Source organism: Mesorhizobium qingshengii (genome assembly GCF_900103325.1).
Lineage (GTDB): Bacteria > Pseudomonadota > Alphaproteobacteria > Rhizobiales > Rhizobiaceae > Mesorhizobium > Mesorhizobium qingshengii.
The window spans coordinates 65,121-79,793 of record NZ_FMXM01000024.1 but is presented as its reverse complement, the minus strand read 5'-3'; the positions used below and the strand labels follow the sequence as shown (position 1 = coordinate 79,793).

13 protein-coding genes and 1 pseudogene are annotated in these 14,673 nt (G+C 62.2%); 8 read left to right on the top strand and 6 right to left on the bottom strand.

The window, feature by feature from the left end; translation table 11 throughout:
• Positions 1-60: 60 nt before the first annotated feature.
• The 3 genes from BLS48_RS28740 to BLS48_RS28730 all read right to left on the bottom strand — a co-directional run bounded on the left by BLS48_RS28740 (position 61) and on the right by BLS48_RS28730 (position 4,663).
• Complete coding sequence (locus tag BLS48_RS28740; protein WP_091585175.1) at positions 61-1,086, bottom strand: ABC transporter permease; 1,026 nt, start codon at positions 1,084-1,086, stop codon at positions 61-63.
• The gene (locus BLS48_RS28735; RefSeq protein WP_091585173.1) at positions 1,083-3,566 is read right to left on the bottom strand and encodes an ATP-binding cassette domain-containing protein; all 2,484 of its coding nucleotides are present in this window, start codon (positions 3,564-3,566) and stop codon (positions 1,083-1,085) included. The genes BLS48_RS28740 and BLS48_RS28735 overlap by 4 nt, the downstream gene beginning before the upstream one ends.
• Positions 3,567-3,640: 74 nt before the next feature.
• A complete protein-coding gene (locus BLS48_RS28730; protein WP_091585171.1) occupies positions 3,641-4,663 on the bottom strand; it encodes an ABC transporter substrate-binding protein in 1,023 nt (340 codons plus the stop codon).
• A gap of 702 nt (positions 4,664-5,365) precedes the next feature.
• On the opposite strand from BLS48_RS28730, the gene sorA reads away from it, so the two are divergent.
• The 4 genes from sorA to BLS48_RS28710 are packed head-to-tail and all read left to right on the top strand — an operon-like array spanning position 5,366 to position 8,256.
• On the top strand, positions 5,366-6,577 hold the full coding sequence (gene sorA / locus BLS48_RS28725) for a SorA family sulfite dehydrogenase catalytic subunit (RefSeq protein ID WP_091585169.1): 1,212 nt from the start codon (positions 5,366-5,368) through the stop codon (positions 6,575-6,577).
• Between the two features lie 11 nt (positions 6,578-6,588).
• Positions 6,589-6,888, top strand: a complete 300-nt coding sequence (gene sorB, locus BLS48_RS28720) for a SorB family sulfite dehydrogenase c-type cytochrome subunit (RefSeq protein WP_091585167.1) — start codon at positions 6,589-6,591, stop codon at positions 6,886-6,888.
• 52 nt (positions 6,889-6,940) lie between these two features.
• Entirely contained in the window at positions 6,941-7,480 is a 540-nt protein-coding gene (locus tag BLS48_RS28715) for an RNA polymerase sigma factor (RefSeq protein WP_280142551.1), read from the top strand.
• Positions 7,480-8,256 (top strand): anti-sigma factor, encoded by a 777-nt coding sequence (locus tag BLS48_RS28710; RefSeq protein WP_091585163.1) that lies wholly within the window; start codon positions 7,480-7,482, stop codon positions 8,254-8,256. The genes BLS48_RS28715 and BLS48_RS28710 overlap by 1 nt, the downstream gene beginning before the upstream one ends.
• 503 nt (positions 8,257-8,759) lie before the next feature.
• Here the strand turns inward: BLS48_RS28710 and BLS48_RS28705 are convergent.
• From BLS48_RS28705 to BLS48_RS28695, 3 genes are all read right to left on the bottom strand, one after another.
• Positions 8,760-9,362, bottom strand: a complete 603-nt coding sequence (locus BLS48_RS28705) for a TetR/AcrR family transcriptional regulator (RefSeq protein ID WP_208604683.1) — start codon at positions 9,360-9,362, stop codon at positions 8,760-8,762.
• Positions 9,363-9,375: 13 nt separating this feature from the next.
• Complete coding sequence (locus BLS48_RS28700; protein WP_091585230.1) at positions 9,376-9,762, bottom strand: cupin domain-containing protein; 387 nt, start codon at positions 9,760-9,762, stop codon at positions 9,376-9,378.
• 496 nt (positions 9,763-10,258) lie between these two features.
• A complete protein-coding gene (locus tag BLS48_RS28695; RefSeq protein ID WP_244529947.1) occupies positions 10,259-10,711 on the bottom strand; it encodes a nuclear transport factor 2 family protein in 453 nt (150 codons plus the stop codon).
• 128 nt (positions 10,712-10,839) lie between these two features.
• On the opposite strand from BLS48_RS28695, the pseudogene BLS48_RS36845 reads away from it, so the two are divergent.
• The 4 genes and pseudogenes from BLS48_RS36845 to BLS48_RS28675 all read left to right on the top strand — a co-directional run.
• Positions 10,840-10,941, top strand: a pseudogene (locus tag BLS48_RS36845) (glutathione S-transferase); the annotation flags it as partial.
• Between the two features lie 182 nt (positions 10,942-11,123).
• Positions 11,124-11,423 carry a type II toxin-antitoxin system TacA family antitoxin gene (locus BLS48_RS28685; protein WP_091585161.1) on the top strand — a complete coding sequence of 100 codons (300 nt, stop codon included), beginning with the start codon at positions 11,124-11,126 and terminating at the stop codon, positions 11,421-11,423.
• A gap of 3 nt (positions 11,424-11,426) precedes the next feature.
• Positions 11,427-11,921: a GNAT family N-acetyltransferase gene (locus BLS48_RS28680; RefSeq protein ID WP_091585159.1), complete on the top strand. Its 495-nt coding sequence runs from the start codon at positions 11,427-11,429 to the stop codon at positions 11,919-11,921.
• 733 nt (positions 11,922-12,654) lie between these two features.
• Positions 12,655-14,673 (top strand): B12-binding domain-containing radical SAM protein, encoded by a 2,019-nt coding sequence (locus BLS48_RS28675; protein ID WP_091585157.1) that lies wholly within the window; start codon positions 12,655-12,657, stop codon positions 14,671-14,673.

Here is a 14,673-nt window from a genome sequence, read left to right as displayed (position 1 = left end):
TTAACTGGTATAATCACTCTACCATGATTTGGCAATTTGAACAGGGTCCTGCTGACAGTCTCATGCCGGCCGGTCTCCGGCCGGCAGCGCGTCATCGTCGGCGCCGCGTGCCGGCTCGATGGGTGCTCGCCGCGTCATCGCCTGTCGTCCGGCAAGCGCAAGCACGAAGATGACGACGATGCCCTGCACGATGTCCTGGGCGCCCGGAGGCAGGCCGATGATCTGCATCGTGGTGACGATCAGGATCAAAAGGATGCTGGCGAACAGGGTGCCGACAGCGGTTGCCGCGCCGCCGAAGATCAGCGTTCCGCCGAGCACCACCGCGGCGATCGACTGCAAGAGGTAGGGCTGGCCCATTTCGAGGAAGGCGCCACCGATATAGGCGCCGAGCAGCAGCCCGTCGAGCGATGCCAGCACCGATGAGATGATGAAGGCCGATGCGATCACCGGCCCGTTCCTGATGGCGGCGAGCCGCGCGGCGGTGCGGTTCTGGCCGACCGCCGACAACAGCTGGCCGAACACCGTGTAGCGCAGCACGAAGGAGGTCGCCGCCACGCCGAGGATGGCGATGACGGCCATGATCGGCACGCCCGAAATGCGGCCCGATGCCAGGTATTTCAGCGCCGGGCTGACGGTGAAGCCCGAGATCGCCCGGTTCGACAGCAGCGTCGCGGTGGCGAGCACATAGCCGGTCGCCAGTGTGGCGATGATGGCCGGGATGCCGAGCCCGACGACAAGCAGCGAATTGAGCGCGCCGACGGCAAGGCCGAGCAGGATCGCCGCGGCAACGCCGATGGCGAGGTTGGCATCCTGGCCCTTGATGGTGAGCAGCGCGACGAAGGCGCTGAGCGTGATGACCGAGGCGACCGAGAGGTCGATGTTGCCGCGCCCGGTCGTCACCACGAACATCTGGCCGATGCCGACAATCGTCAGGAAGGATGCCGACAAGATAATCCCAGACAGGCTGGACAGGCTGAAGCGGTTGGTGACGATCGACAGCACCAGCCACAGAAGCAGGACGCCGATCGCCGCCCAGATCCAGCGGTTCCTCTGCGCCCAGAGGCTGAAGGCGGTCAGAGCGTTCATTGTTCGCTCCTGCGGTCGGCGGTCAGGCTGCGCAACGTCAAGAGCGCGATCAGGATCAGGCCTTGCGTGGCGGCGTTGAAATCGCTGCTGACGCTGAGCGTGCCGAGCAGCGCGCCGATCAGGGACAGAGTGACGGCGCCGGCGATGGCGCCGACCGGCGAGATGACGCCGCCGAGCAGCGAGCAGCCGCCCATCACCACGGCGGCGACGCTGAGCAGCGTGAACGAGTTGCCGGAATTGATGTCGCTCGCCGTGTTGATCGCCGTCAGCGACAGACCTGCCGCCCCCGCAAACAGCCCGGCGATCAGATACCGCACCAGGGCATAGCGCGTCGGCGACCATCCCGAGCGGATCATGGCGACGGGGTTGTTGCCGAAGCCGCGCAGCACCACGCCAAGCGGCAGCCGGTCGATGATGAAGACGATCAGCGCGACGGCGGCGATGAGGATGACGGAAGTCGGCACCATGCCAAGCGACCAGCTGAAGAGCGCCGACAGCCATTCCGGGCTGGCGCCGCCGGGCGTCGGCTGCAGCGCATAGCCCAGCCCAACCCAGATGAAGGAGGCGCCGAGCGTGACGACGATGGCCGGGATCTTGCGCGCCTGGACCACGCCGCCAAGCCCGGCATAGGCGGCGAGCGCCGCCACGAGCGCCAGCGCGCCGAGCCATGGCTGGTCATAGAGCAGCGTGGCGCTGAGCACGCTGACGAGGCCGGCAAAGGCGCCGACGCCGAGGTCGATCTCGCTGCCGCCGACGATGAACATCTGCGCCGCCGTCACCAGCACCAGCGACAATGCCGGCATCAGCAGCAGATCGAGGCCGAAGATCGAGGCGACGGCGGGATTTGCCGAGATCATGACGGCGAGCACGGCGGCAAGGCTGATGAAGGGCGCTGCGTTGACCAGCTTGCGGCCGAGCCCGGCCGCGGCGGCATCCTTGTGCCCGGCACCGGCCAGCCCGTCCGCCGGCTGCGTGAAAGAGGCTCCGACAACCGCCGATTCGGTGATCGCCGCGCCTGAGAGTTCGCGGACGATACGTCCGCCGGCAAAGACCAGCACGCGATCGCAGGCCAGCAGTTCGGCGTCCTCGGTCGTTTGCCAGACCAGTGCGCGCCCCCCGCGCGCGATCTCGTTGCACAGCCGATAGAAATCCTGCTTGGTGGCGATGTCGACGCCGCGCGTCGGGTCGTCGAGCAGGATGATGGGGGTGTCGGCGACCAGCGCCCGGGCGACCAGCGCCTTCTGCTGGTTGCCGCCGCTGAGCTCGGTGATGTTGGAACCGAACCGCCTTTCGTCGAGCCGCAACTTGCTGGCCGCGCCGGCGGCCGTGTCGCGGTTGGCGCGATCTGAAACCAGGCTGAGTGCCGGGCGGCGGGCCAGTGCGCCGATGCTGATGTTTCCAAGCACGCTCCACAGCGGGAACACGCCTTCCTTCTGCCGGTCTCCGGCGATGAAGCTGGCCTGCGCATGTCTCGTGACCGCCGCGCTCTGCTTGCGGTCGGGCCTGAAGATGGCGTGCAGCAGCTCCTTCTGGCCGCTGCCTTCAAGGCCGGCCAGCCCGACGATCTCGCCGCGCACGATGTTAATGTCGTGGCCGAGATCCGCCGTCAGCGCGCCTGAGAGCCGCACCAGCACGTCCTGGGCGGAGGCGGCGGCGACCGCGTGCTGATGCACCGGATTGGCATCGCCGCCCATCAGCTGGACCAGCTTGCCGATCGAGGCGTCCGCGACATGGCCCTGCCATGCGGTGCGTCCGTTGCGCAGCACCACGATCTCGGTGGCGATGTCGATGATCTCCTGCAGCTTGTGGCTGATGAAGATGAAGGCAAGCCCGGCCTGCGCCCGCTCGCGGATGAAGGCACGCAACTGCTTCGAGCGGTCGAGATCGAGCGAGGATGTCGGCTCGTCGAGCACGATCAGCTTGACGCCGGGCGTCGCCGCGGCACGGGCAATCTCGACCATCTGCCGTTCGGCGATGGAGAGGTGGCCGACTTCGGCGTCGGCATCGATGGCGTTGCCAGGAAAAACCGCGTCCAGCGCCTCGCGAGCGCGAGCCCGGTAGAGCGCGCGCCAGCCGGGCCGGCTTGCCGCGTCGCCGGGGGTTTCCAGAAAGAAGTTCTCGGCGACCGACAGGTTGGCGCAGAGCGACAGCTCCTGATGCACCATGCGGATGCCGCGCCGCTGCGCTTCGCCGGTGCCGTAGTCGGTGAAGTCAAGCTCCTCGCCGGCGAAGGAAATGGAGCCCAGCGTCGGCCACATCGCACCGCACAGGATGCGCATCAACGTCGATTTTCCCGCGCCATTGCCGCCGACCAGCCCGATCACGCCGCCGGCAGCGACGGAGAGGTCGATTCCGGCATTGGCGAGGGTCGGTCCAAAACTCTTGGTTATTCCGGTGAGCGTGATGACGCTTTGCCGGATAGGGGCGAGGCGCGCCATGGCCGCGGCGCTGTCCTGTTCGGCAACGGCAAGCTGGGACATTCGTCCTCCGTTTCTTCGATCGCCAGCGTCGGGCGCAACCTTGCGGCGGCGCCCGATCGGCAGAACTGGTGGTGTTATTTGCTCAGCAGGTTCTGCTTCACCCAGTCCAGCGAGTAGCTCGGACTGATGATCTGGCCGCCCGGCAGCTTCGCATAGTCCTTGAGGTTGCTGGCATCGACCGTTGCCACAGGCATGATCATCAGCTTGGGCGCCGTGGCGCCCTTCAGCAGCGACAGGCCGAGCCAGAAGGCAGCGCCGCCAATGCCCGGCGTGGTGTTCATCGACACGGTCTGGTAGCCGTTCTTGGCATTCTCGTCGGCCCACCATTTGACGAAGTCGGTGCCGCCGCCACCCTCGATGATCGGCATCTTGCCGGCGTAGTCGCCGCCATACTGGACGAAGGCCTGCGCGATGCCGACGTCGTCGCTGCCGCCCTGGCCGAGCACGGCGTCGACATGCGGCAGCGAGGGCAGCACGTTGGCGATCGCCGCCTGCGCCACCGAGGCGGTCGCCTGGCCATAGACGGTCGCGACCACCTTGATGTCAGGGTACTTCGCCAGCACCGATTGCTGCGCATTGAACATGTCGTTGTCGGGCGCCGAGCCCTTGACGCCGCGCACCTGCAGGACATTGCCCTTGCCACCGAGCATCTTGAAGACCGCCTCGGCCTGGGTGGCCTTGTAGCCCTTGAAGTCGAAATTAAGTTGGTAGTTGCAGGGCGCCGAGGCCACCGAATCGAAGGAGATGACGATGATGCCGGCCTTGCAGGCTTTTTCGATGATGCCGTTGACCGCTGTTTCCGAGGCAGCGTCGACGGCGAGCACGTCGACCTTCTTGAGGATCAGTTCGGCGATCTGGCTGTTCTGCTGCGCGACGGAGCCGTCGCCGTTCATGACGATATAGTCGGCGATCTGCCCGGCGGCCTTGGCTTCCTTGGCCGAGGCTTCGAATGCTTCCACCATCTGGTGCCGCCAGGTGTTGCCGTAATAGGCGTTGGCGAGCGCGATGACCGGCGCGTCCGACGACGCCATTGCCGGCACTGCGGTAATGCCCACCATCGCAGCGCCGGCGAGCGCCGCCACAGTTTCAAATCTCATGGTATTTCCTCCCAAAAACACGATCGGCTTGGCTTGCCATACGAGCACAGCGGAACCCTCGGGAACACGCTATGTCAGGTACATATTATACCAGCATACCAAATAGGCAAGCGCTTTGCTGCCTACTCGGGTCGCTGGCTGAGCAAGCGTAGGCCCACCAATTCCGTTGAATTGGCATGTCGTCTGGTCCGACAGCCCCGGATCCCGAGGGTCAGGTCGAGACTTCCAAGCCTCCCATGCGAAACGTCCGCTATCGCCATTCCGAAGTCGCGAAGCTGTCATTCGGCTTTCGGCCCAAAAGCTTCTTCAGGATTGGCGCCGCGAAATCGCCGATGTTTCGAACGCACAATTCCATCATAGTGGCAGCCCGTACGGACAGCGCCGTACGGGCACAGTCGGTCCCGCGTCCCGTCGTGCGTACGGCGCTATGCTGACAGGGGGTAATTGGGGGCGCCCTTCAATCTGTCGAGAACCTCGGCAATAACCGCCCGGCCTCGCGGCCGCTTCAGCAGCTTGGCTGCCTTCAGTTCCCCCATCTGCAAGTGATGCCGTGAGCGCAGCTCGCCGACGACCGAGGAACCCGTTCGACCCGGCACAGCCGCTTCCGATCTCTCAGCAACTTTCGCCGCCTGAATTTGTTTGAGGGCCCCTGGAATAAACCGGCTCTGTGGCACGTCTTCTCCATCGATCAGGGAGGAACACATGATCAACAGACGCGACCTTCTGCGCTCCTCCGGTTGGGCAGCAGCCTCGATCGGAGCCGCCACCTTCTTGCGCCCCGCACTGGCAGCCGACATGGCGACCTTGCCTATCGGCAACGGCGAGCGACCGATGATGAAATACCCAGGCAAGCGCGAGCTGATCGTGCTCACGCAGCGCCCGCCGCAGCTTGAAACGCCCTTCAGCGTGTTCGACGAGAACATCATCACGCCAAACGATGCCTTCTTCGTGCGCTATCATCTGGCTGGCATCCCGACCGAGATCGACCCGGCAAAATACGTCGTCAAGATAGCCGGCGCGGTCGAAAAACCATTTTCGCTCAGCCTAGACCAGCTGAAATCCGACTACGAGCCGCTCGAACTGGTTGCCGTAAACCAGTGTTCGGGCAACAGCCGCGGACTGTTCGACCCGCGCGTGGCAGGCGGCCAGCTTGCGAACGGCGCCATGGGCAACGCCCGCTGGAAAGGGGTGCCGCTCAAGGCCATCCTCGACAAGGCCGCTGTGAAGGCGACTGCGGTTCAGGTTCAGTTCGACGGCATGGATGGGCCGGTCGATCCCGCCACTCCGGATTTCGCCAAGGCGCTGAACATCGACCACGCCCGTGACGGTGAGGTGATGATCGCCTACCAGATGAACGGCGAGGACCTGCCTTGGCTGAACGGCTTTCCGGTTCGTCTCATCGTCCCGGGCTATTACGGGACCTATTGGGTAAAGCATCTGCAACAGGTGACCATTCTCGAGAAGCCCCTTGAGAACTTCTGGATGAAGACCGCCTATCGCATCCCAAACAATGCCTGCGCCTGTATCGAGCCGGGTACCGCTCCGTCATCGACGACCCCGATCGATCGCTTCGACGTCCGCTCTTTCATCACCAGTGTAATGGATGGCCACAAGCTGCCGGCTAACAAGGACGTCGAATTGCGCGGCTTCGCCTTCGACGGCGGTTACGGGATAACCGAAGTCGACATCTCGAGCGACGGCGGCAAGACCTGGCGGGAGGCGACGCTCGGCAAGGACCTCGGCAGATATTCGTTCCGGGGATGGACGGCAAAAGTCAAGCTTGCGAAGGGCGATCACGTCCTGATGGTCCGGGCGGTCAATCGCATCGGCCAGTCGCAGCCCGCGAGGCCACTGTGGAACCCGTCCGGCTACATGCGAAACGTCGTCGAACAGACCCACGTCACGGCTGCCTGAGGGAGGAACAAATGAACAAGACCATTGCAGCAATCCTCTTTGGCGCAGCCATGACCGGTCTCGCCAGTGGGGAGCCCATGACCTACAAGCTGCCCGACGAGACCGCGCACTTCAAGGACGCTCCTGGGGTGGAAGCGGTGCAGACCAATTGCAGCGCCTGCCATTCGTCTGACTACATCGCTACCCAACCGTCTCGACAGGGCGAAAAGTTCTGGACGGCGGAAGCGAACAAGATGATCAAGGTCTATGGTGCCTCGATCGACCCGTCCGCGGTTGACGCCATAGCCAAGTATCTCGCAGCGAACTATTGATCGATGGCCATCTGCGAACAGCGGAAATCGAGGGAGTATCCAGCGCGAACGCGTGTTGACAGCTGACGCAATTTTCGCCCGGAGGCTGCAGGCGTGCCAGGACCGCCTCATGGGCTATGCGATGGCGCTTTCGCGCGATCGGGAGACGGCGCGTGACCTTTTGCAGGACTGCGTGGCGCGCGCTCTGATTGCGCCATCCTTGCCTGAAAGCGAACCCGCATTCCGCGCGTTCCTGTTCACGACCTTGCGCAACCTCTGGATCGATCGCGTCCGCCGCGAGCGGCGCAAGGTCGCGGTGGACGAGGCGATGGACCTTCTCGCGGAGGTTGCGATGCAGCCGGTCGGGTTGGAATCGGTGCTGGTGAATGCCCTTGCCGTGCGCCAGGCGTTCGCGCGGCTGTCCGAGGAGCATCGTGACGTGCTGTCGCTGGTCGATATCGCGGGGTTCGGCTATGGCGAGGCCGCGCTCGTCCTCGGCATCCCGCCAGGCACGGTGATGAGTCGGGTAAGTCGCGCCCGGCGGGCGCTCTCCTCGATGCTTACGGATAGTGCTGTTGAGATGCTTCCCAGAAGAGGAACGGCGCAAAGGTGATGACCGACGAGATGCCCGACTTCGATACGCTGAGCGCCTATGTCGACGGCGAGCTGCCCGCGCGCGAAATGGCGCTGATGGCGCGCCTTGCCGAGAGCGACCGCCACGTCGCGCTGCAGATCGAGAAGCTCTCCGCCCTGAAATACGCCGTTGCGGGTTTTGCGGAACCGGCCGGCGTGCTCGTTGTTTCGCCTCCGAAGACGGCGGAGCGGCGCCTAGCGGGCCTCATCTGGGTCGCCGCCGCCTGCCTCCTCGCCTTCATCCTGGTCGGTGCCATCTCGTGGCACGAGCGGGATCACCACGGTCCGCCCCTCGCCGAGGGTGCGACCCTCGCGGACGCGCTCGGGCTCTACGACAGTTGGTCCGCGCAGGCCGCCAAGCCGGAAGCAGCCCGTCCCGTCGCGGATTTCGATGCGCCGCGGCTCGACAGCGCGGGCCTGTTCCTGCAGCTCGCCGAACCCAGGGTCGCGATTGGCAAGCATGTCGCACGCCACTTTGGTTATGTCGGGGTGCATGGCTGCCATCTGAGCCTCTTCTCCTGGAGCGAGATTGGCGGCACGGGCGGGCTCGAGCTCGACCTCTCCAACAGTGTCGACATGGCCAGTTGGAAGGCATCCGGCGCGCGATATCTGCTGATTTCGCGGCGCATGAATGAGTCCCGCTTCGCCATGATCGCAGGCGCGCTCCGCCAGATCACCGATACCCATGGCCGGCCTGATACCGAAACTGTCGAGCTTCTCGGCAATGCTCACCAGCCTTGCGTATCGACGGGCTAGCCCCCGCGATCGCGCGCGAGAGCGGGCTTTGATCTGGCTATCGGACAACGGCCGTCAAATCGGGGCTGGCAGCTGGATTGCCAGAAGACTTCATAGAGGTCAGTTCCGGTAGGGGGCGAAATGACACCCTAGCCGCCTCCGCAACGCTGCCCACCAGGGCTCGCGTGATGCCGCGGCGGCCTTGACGATCTCCGCTCCCGGGACCCCTTCCTGTAGGAACTGCAGCGCGAGCGTTCCTGGAGGCAACCGGGCGCGGAAGTCAGCCATCAATGACGTGCCGGATATGAATCAACGCGATCGGGACATGGAGGGAGCGCGCCAGGTCCACGCCCACCTCGGCGGCAGGGGGCCGCGATCGGATCGTCATCAACCGCGATCAGGACCTCCTGGAAGCGCAACCTGCTCTCCTTTATTTGCGCGCAAGGGACGGCAGGAGAGCGCAGGACGGCCCTCAAAGAGTTCGAGGCGGTGTCGCCTATCCTCCCTCGCGAAGCGGCGGCCGCTTAGTAGCCGCTGCTGGTCACCGAGGAGAAGAAAAATTCGAGCATCGCCTGGAGCGAGGCCGGACTGCGTTTCAGCCGGCTACGAAGGGCAGCGCCTTCCCAACAATCCACAAGAAGGTTGGCGAGGTGACGCGAATCCGAGTCGCCGCGAATAGTGCCCGACTTGCGCGCGTCTTCAAGGGCGACCGTCAGCCGTTCGGCTATCGAGGAAAAGCACCAGTCGATCTTGCGGCGGAAGACGTCGCTGACGCCCGACAATTCTTGGCCCAGGCCACCCATCAGGCAGCCGAGATAGCCTTCCTCACGATAAGACTGCTCGACGGTTTCGAAGAACAGGCGGATACGGTCGAGCGGTGGCCTTGTGTGATCATTCACGCATTCCTCGAGAAGCGCGTGCACGTTGGCAATGTAGGCGTCGACCACCGCGAGAGCGAAGTCTTCCTTGCTCCTGAAATGATGATAGAAGGAGCCCTTCGGGCTTCCAGTCGCATCGAGCACGGCCTGAACGCCAAGACCATTGTAGCCATGCTCGAGCAGCATGCGCAGGCCCTCGGCGATCATCCGCTCTTTGAGCGGAGTTGTCCGCTTTGTTTCGGCCTGCATTCAGCTTTGATCCTCAGCCTGTCGCCCGCGCGATCATGTGGTCTATGACGTGGCTGTGCTCATGCTGTGGGCTGAACATCACGATCTCCGCTTCCTCGTCGACGTGCACATTGTGTCCGGGAGGCCAGTAAAACAAGTCGTTCGTTTTCACCGTTTCCTTGTGGCCGGACACGTCCGTCGTCGTGATCTGGCCACACAGCACGTAGCCCCAGTGCGGACATTGGCACATGTTGCCCTCCAATCCCTGAAACAGCGGAGATGTGTCCACCCCTGCGGCTAGGCTGAAGTATTCTCCGCTGATCTTGCCGTATCCGCTGACGTCTCCGAATCCAGTGTGCTGTCGGACGACGGCTCCCGGCAGTTCAAGCCTGACATCTATCTTTTCCTTGGCGATGTGCATGATGGTCCTCCCATTCAGATGCAGACCGACCGGTCGGTCTACATCCGGAAAACTACTGCTTTGCACACCGTTGTCAAGCAAGCGAGGTGCTAAGGGTAGGTCGCCGCGACGATCATTTGGAGACCTCAGGTCCGGTCCCTGCAACAGCTCCAAGTGCCTCGTCATTCATCGAGCGCGTAGCTCCGGCCGGCTGTGAATGCAGGCGATTTCGGCCAGCGCGCGCCATTTCCTCAACAGCAAGTTGCCAGCGACACCGCTATCGTCATGCACGCGACGCCATCGAAGAATGGAGGATTGACCACAACGCTAACCGCCAGCACACGAGCTTGACGGGCTCAGCCCGAATGAGTTTGCAACCGGATTCACGCCGGCTCAAAACGTGAGGCTAACTTATAAGCACGGACGCTCTATCTGTATCCGCACGTCGGAAGGCCAGTGCACATTGTCGGAACTGAGCAACAGTTGCGCGATCCACCGAGTGGGGAGTGCTTAGCTCTTACTCGACGATTTTCCAGTACGAATCCTTGCGGATCACTTTGCCCTCGCGAAATGCGTAAAAGTCGCAACCACGGACTTCTTTTCTCGCACCGTCGGAAGCGGTGCCCGTGAGAAGCCATTTGGAGATGCCGGTGCCGGCCTCTGCATCTACGAAGTGCTCGCCGTTGCCGTAGTGAACATCTGGCAAGCCTTCAAAGCGAGTGGCCAGAGCCGCTCGAACATTTTCCTTGCCTTCGAAGCGGGAACCCCATGGCTGGCTTCCCCTCGGCATCTCCAGCACGCAATCGTCGGCGAAATAGGACATTATGCGATCGAGATCGTGGGCGTTGAAGGCGTCGCATAGTTCAATGAGTGTTGACCGAATGTCCATTCGCTCGCTTCCACCAATCCGATTAGCCGATATTTTGCCCTTTTGGTGATCAAGTAGGTCACTGGCGGCGCTGCCGGTCAAGGCTGCCGTTAACTTCTCCGCTTGGAGATCACCCTACCTGGCGGCCGTTAGATGTGAACGGAAAAACGCTGGCGTGACTTCGTCCCCCGCCTGAAGAATGTTGTTCTGGGAAGAGATCGGGCGCCGCCCACGGCGTGAAGGCGCGCTCCGGCTTCCTCTTGGGCGGCGAGTCACCGGGTATTGCCGACGTCGTGGCGGCCACCCAGTGGTCGACCATGGCCGACCGCTGACGCGGAGCGTCGCTGATCTGCCGCCGTTGGCCAATCTGGCGGCCAAAGCGAGGAGACTATGGAGATGCCTACTGCGGTGGCCAGATCGAGGCATCGCTGCGGATGTCCTCCGGGTCTGCCTTTGAAAAGCCGGTATTGTAATTTGCACTACGATTTGTTAGCTAGCGGGTGAGGAGGCCGACATGGCTGCGAACGCTGAACGTAAGGAACACCCCATTTCGATGCGCCTTCCAGAGGCGGATATCGCGATGATCGATCGCGCCGCCGGACTACGCGGGCGGTCGCGCACGGATTTTGTCCGCGAAGCGGCTGTCCGAGCGGCGGAGGACGTGCTGATGGAAAACAGGCTGATCCGTATGAGCGCGAATGGATTCACTGAGTTCATGGCGATCCTATCCGCGCCTGCCACGGTTGTGCCGGAGATGGTCGAACTGATAAAGCGTCCGGCGCCTTGGGAGCCTGGCTACGTTCCAAGAGGCTGAGCCTTGGCGCTCTCGGTTCCTGAACCGCTCACGGCGGCTCATGGTGTCTCTGAGTTCAACTGCGGCAAGCCCGCTCTGGACCACTGGCTCAAGGCTCGCGCGCTTTCGAACCAAGAGAAGGGTTTCACTGCCGTTCTTGTTGTCCATGAAGCGAGCCGCGTCGTCGGCTACTATGGTCTCGCGCCGACTGCCATCGTCCCAAATGTCCTACGGCGCTCGATTCGTACCGGCCAGCCTCCCGATACTGTTCCTTGCTTGTTGTTGGGCCAGCTCGCGACTGACATAGGCTGGGCAGGTCGTGGCATCGGCACAGGCCTAGTCAAGCACGCGCTTGAACGCTGTGTCGCCGCGGCAAGCCTTGTTGGTGGCCGCGCACTCATGGTCAATGCCGTGGATGACGAGGCCGCTGCCTTCTGGAAGCGACGAGGGTTCCTCACATCGAGGAGCGATCCTCTTATATTGTTTCGCTCAATCGCGGACATTGCCGCGTCGATATAGACTGCTGCAGGAGATGGTGCCCAATGGCCGCGAAAAGAGTTTCGCGAAATGTTGACCTCGACTTGAATGTCGGACCGTCAATATCCGCGGGGCCAAGACGCATATGTCACGCTTATCGATAAGGCGGCCAAGGGGCGAAACTGTCGAGCTTCTCGGCAATGCTCACCAGCCTTGCGTATCGACGGGCTAGCCCCCGCGATCGCGAGCAGAGCGGGCTTTGATCTGGGAGTCGGATAACGGCCGTCAAATCGGGGCTAGCAGCTGGATCGCCAGACGACTTCATAGAGGGAAGGTGATCGCGATCCAACCTTTCTGGACGAGGTGACTCCTTTACGCTTGGCCAGTGTTGTCAGCGGCGCAAGGACTGGCATCGCATCGCAACCCGCCACGACCGACGCGCACACTTGAGTTCGCCACCTGCATCGCAGCCGTCGTCGCCCGGGCTGCACCCTACAAGGTTTAAAGAAAAATTGAGATAATTATTATCTCCGTCTCTAGATTGTTTCCGTAGACTTTGGAAGTCTTTGACTATCGATCGCATCTAAGATAAGATTATAATTCAAGCTTAAGTGGCGATATTGTGCTCGCATTTTTCATATGCCGAGCGCCCATGGCGAGTGCGTACGTTACTGTACTGAAACGACAATTGGGAATTGGTCTGGCCGGACCTTGCTGAGTGCGGCCGGCGCATTTGTCCTTGAAGTGAAGCCGTCATTGCTCGTGGCTTGCGCGGATGAAAATACTCCTAACGTCGATCTCTATAGAGTTCCCCCTTGCGACTTATGGCCTTGCCGCCGAATTGCAGGGTAACAGTCAGCTCGTCGCCTGCCAGGTGGAAATGATCGACCTCGATTGGACGCGCCTTTCCCACTACGAGCGGAAGAACTCGGAAATCTGGCGCTACCTGGCGAAAATTGACGCCGTGAAGCCCGACATAATCTGCTTCTCGATCTATCTGTGGAACAACCTCGCCTATCGCGAGCTTGCCGCGATTACCCGAAGGCTATTTCCGGTGATCAAGATCGTCGCCGGAGGGCCTGAATTGGCGACGCCCGAGGCGGCGGAACCTTGGCTTGCCTCCCGCGATGTGGACGTGGTGGTGCGGGGCGAGGGCGAACGGACCCTTGGCGAGGTTGTCTTGCGAACCGCGGAGAAAGACTCTCCGCGCGGTATCCCAGGTACGAGTTTTCTCGGCGGCGGCGTTGTCGTACACGAAAGACCAAGCGCACCAATCCGGGCACTGGACGAGCTTGCGTCGCCCTTCCTGTCGGGCACTGTTCCAATCGAGCTGTTTGACCGGTCGGGCACCTCGCTCGCGCGCTACCCCAGAGTTCTGCTGGAGACTTATCGCGGCTGCTACATGAAGTGCGCCTATTGCCAATGGGGCAACGGATCAAACACGCGCTTTGCCTTTCCAATGGATCGCCTGCACCGAGAGCTCACCTGGCTTCTCTCGCACAATGCCAGCGCCATTTTCATCATTGACGCGATGTTCGGATACAAGAAACAAGGCGCGATCGAGCTGCTCGAATACATTGTTCAGGAGAAAAAGCGGCTCGGCGCCTCAACAAAATTCAACGTCTATCACAATCAGGATTTTTTCGACGACCGGCTGTTCGACCTCTACCGCGAAGCGGACGTCTATGTCGAGATAGACCTCCAGAGCACCAATCCGGATGTTCTGGAAAAGCTTGGGCGCGGACGTTGGAAGACCGACAGCTTCGAGCGTCACCTAGCGGCGATCCAGAAAAAGAATGTTCCGACGACGGGCGCGGCGGACCTCATCATCGGCATACCGGGCGACAATCTGAAATCGTTCGAGGAATCCGTGGACTACCTGCTTTCCAAGCACATGCGGGTCAATCTCTACCAAGCCTCCATTCTGCCCGACACGGACTGGGCGCGGCAGACAGGCGATCGCAAAACAGTGCACTCGCCCTTACCCCCGCGCGCGATCTTCGAGAGCGGCGATTTTCCCCTCAACGATATGATCGCCGCTCGGCTGCTCGGTCACGGGACCGATTTCTTCAATAGCTTTCCCCACACGGCCACATTGCTCTCGAAGGGCTGGTACGAGCGTCCCGTCGATCTTTGCCGTGCGCTGGGGGCGCTTGTCTTCAGAAACCACGAACTCATGTACGGTGAGAGCCATCAATACGAGGGCGTGATGCAGGCCTATCTTTCAAATCTGCCCGACACCATTCGGGCACTGTGTCCAGACGTACGCAAGGCCGAGATCCTGGTTGAACTTGCCAACTTCGAAGGCATCCTTGCGGCTCTGAAATGGAAGCGGGGCGGCCCCGTTCTGTCTCCAGTCCGAGGCTGGCATGTCGAAGCGGACGAGTGGCTGGCGCAGACGCCGCTCTATCGACGGGAGGGCGTGACAGAAATGGAATTCCGCTTCGCCGTTGGCCAGCTTGCCATGGACTGCGACCGGCTGCCCGACCCGGCGCTGCTGGATTCGGTCGCAGAGCGACGCCACGCACTGCTATTCTTCAACGACGGTCAGCCACGCCATTTCATGATCGACACCGGTTTTACTGCACCCTTGCTACGCCGCTTCAATGGCTATTTCACCGTCGCGGAGGCGCTCGCCAATCTCGCGGTTCCACTTCCGGACATGGCGCCTGTCTGGACGATCCTGTCGCTGCTGTCGGAAGTGGGCCTGATCGTACCCGGTTATTCGGGAACCCAGATCGGTCACAGGGCGCCGAGGACCGGTCCGGTATCGGCTCTGGCGGCGACCGCGTAG

What these genes read in the sequence shown, in the direction of transcription:
- BLS48_RS28740 (WP_091585175.1), bottom strand. Translation starts at nt 1,086, where the DNA reads ATGAACGCTCTGACCGCCTTCAGCCTCTGGGCGCAGAGGAACCGCTGG.
- BLS48_RS28735 (WP_091585173.1), bottom strand. Translation starts at nt 3,566, where the DNA reads ATGTCCCAGCTTGCCGTTGCCGAACAGGACAGCGCCGCGGCCATGGCG.
- BLS48_RS28730 (WP_091585171.1), bottom strand. Translation starts at nt 4,663, where the DNA reads ATGAGATTTGAAACTGTGGCGGCGCTCGCCGGCGCTGCGATGGTGGGC.
- sorA (WP_091585169.1), top strand. Translation starts at nt 5,366, where the DNA reads ATGATCAACAGACGCGACCTTCTGCGCTCCTCCGGTTGGGCAGCAGCC.
- sorB (WP_091585167.1), top strand. Translation starts at nt 6,589, where the DNA reads ATGAACAAGACCATTGCAGCAATCCTCTTTGGCGCAGCCATGACCGGT.
- BLS48_RS28710 (WP_091585163.1), top strand. Translation starts at nt 7,480, where the DNA reads ATGACCGACGAGATGCCCGACTTCGATACGCTGAGCGCCTATGTCGAC.
- BLS48_RS28705 (WP_208604683.1), bottom strand. Translation starts at nt 9,362, where the DNA reads ATGCAGGCCGAAACAAAGCGGACAACTCCGCTCAAAGAGCGGATGATC.
- BLS48_RS28700 (WP_091585230.1), bottom strand. Translation starts at nt 9,762, where the DNA reads ATGCACATCGCCAAGGAAAAGATAGATGTCAGGCTTGAACTGCCGGGA.
- BLS48_RS28685 (WP_091585161.1), top strand. Translation starts at nt 11,124, where the DNA reads ATGGCTGCGAACGCTGAACGTAAGGAACACCCCATTTCGATGCGCCTT.
- BLS48_RS28675 (WP_091585157.1), top strand. Translation starts at nt 12,655, where the DNA reads ATGAAAATACTCCTAACGTCGATCTCTATAGAGTTCCCCCTTGCGACT.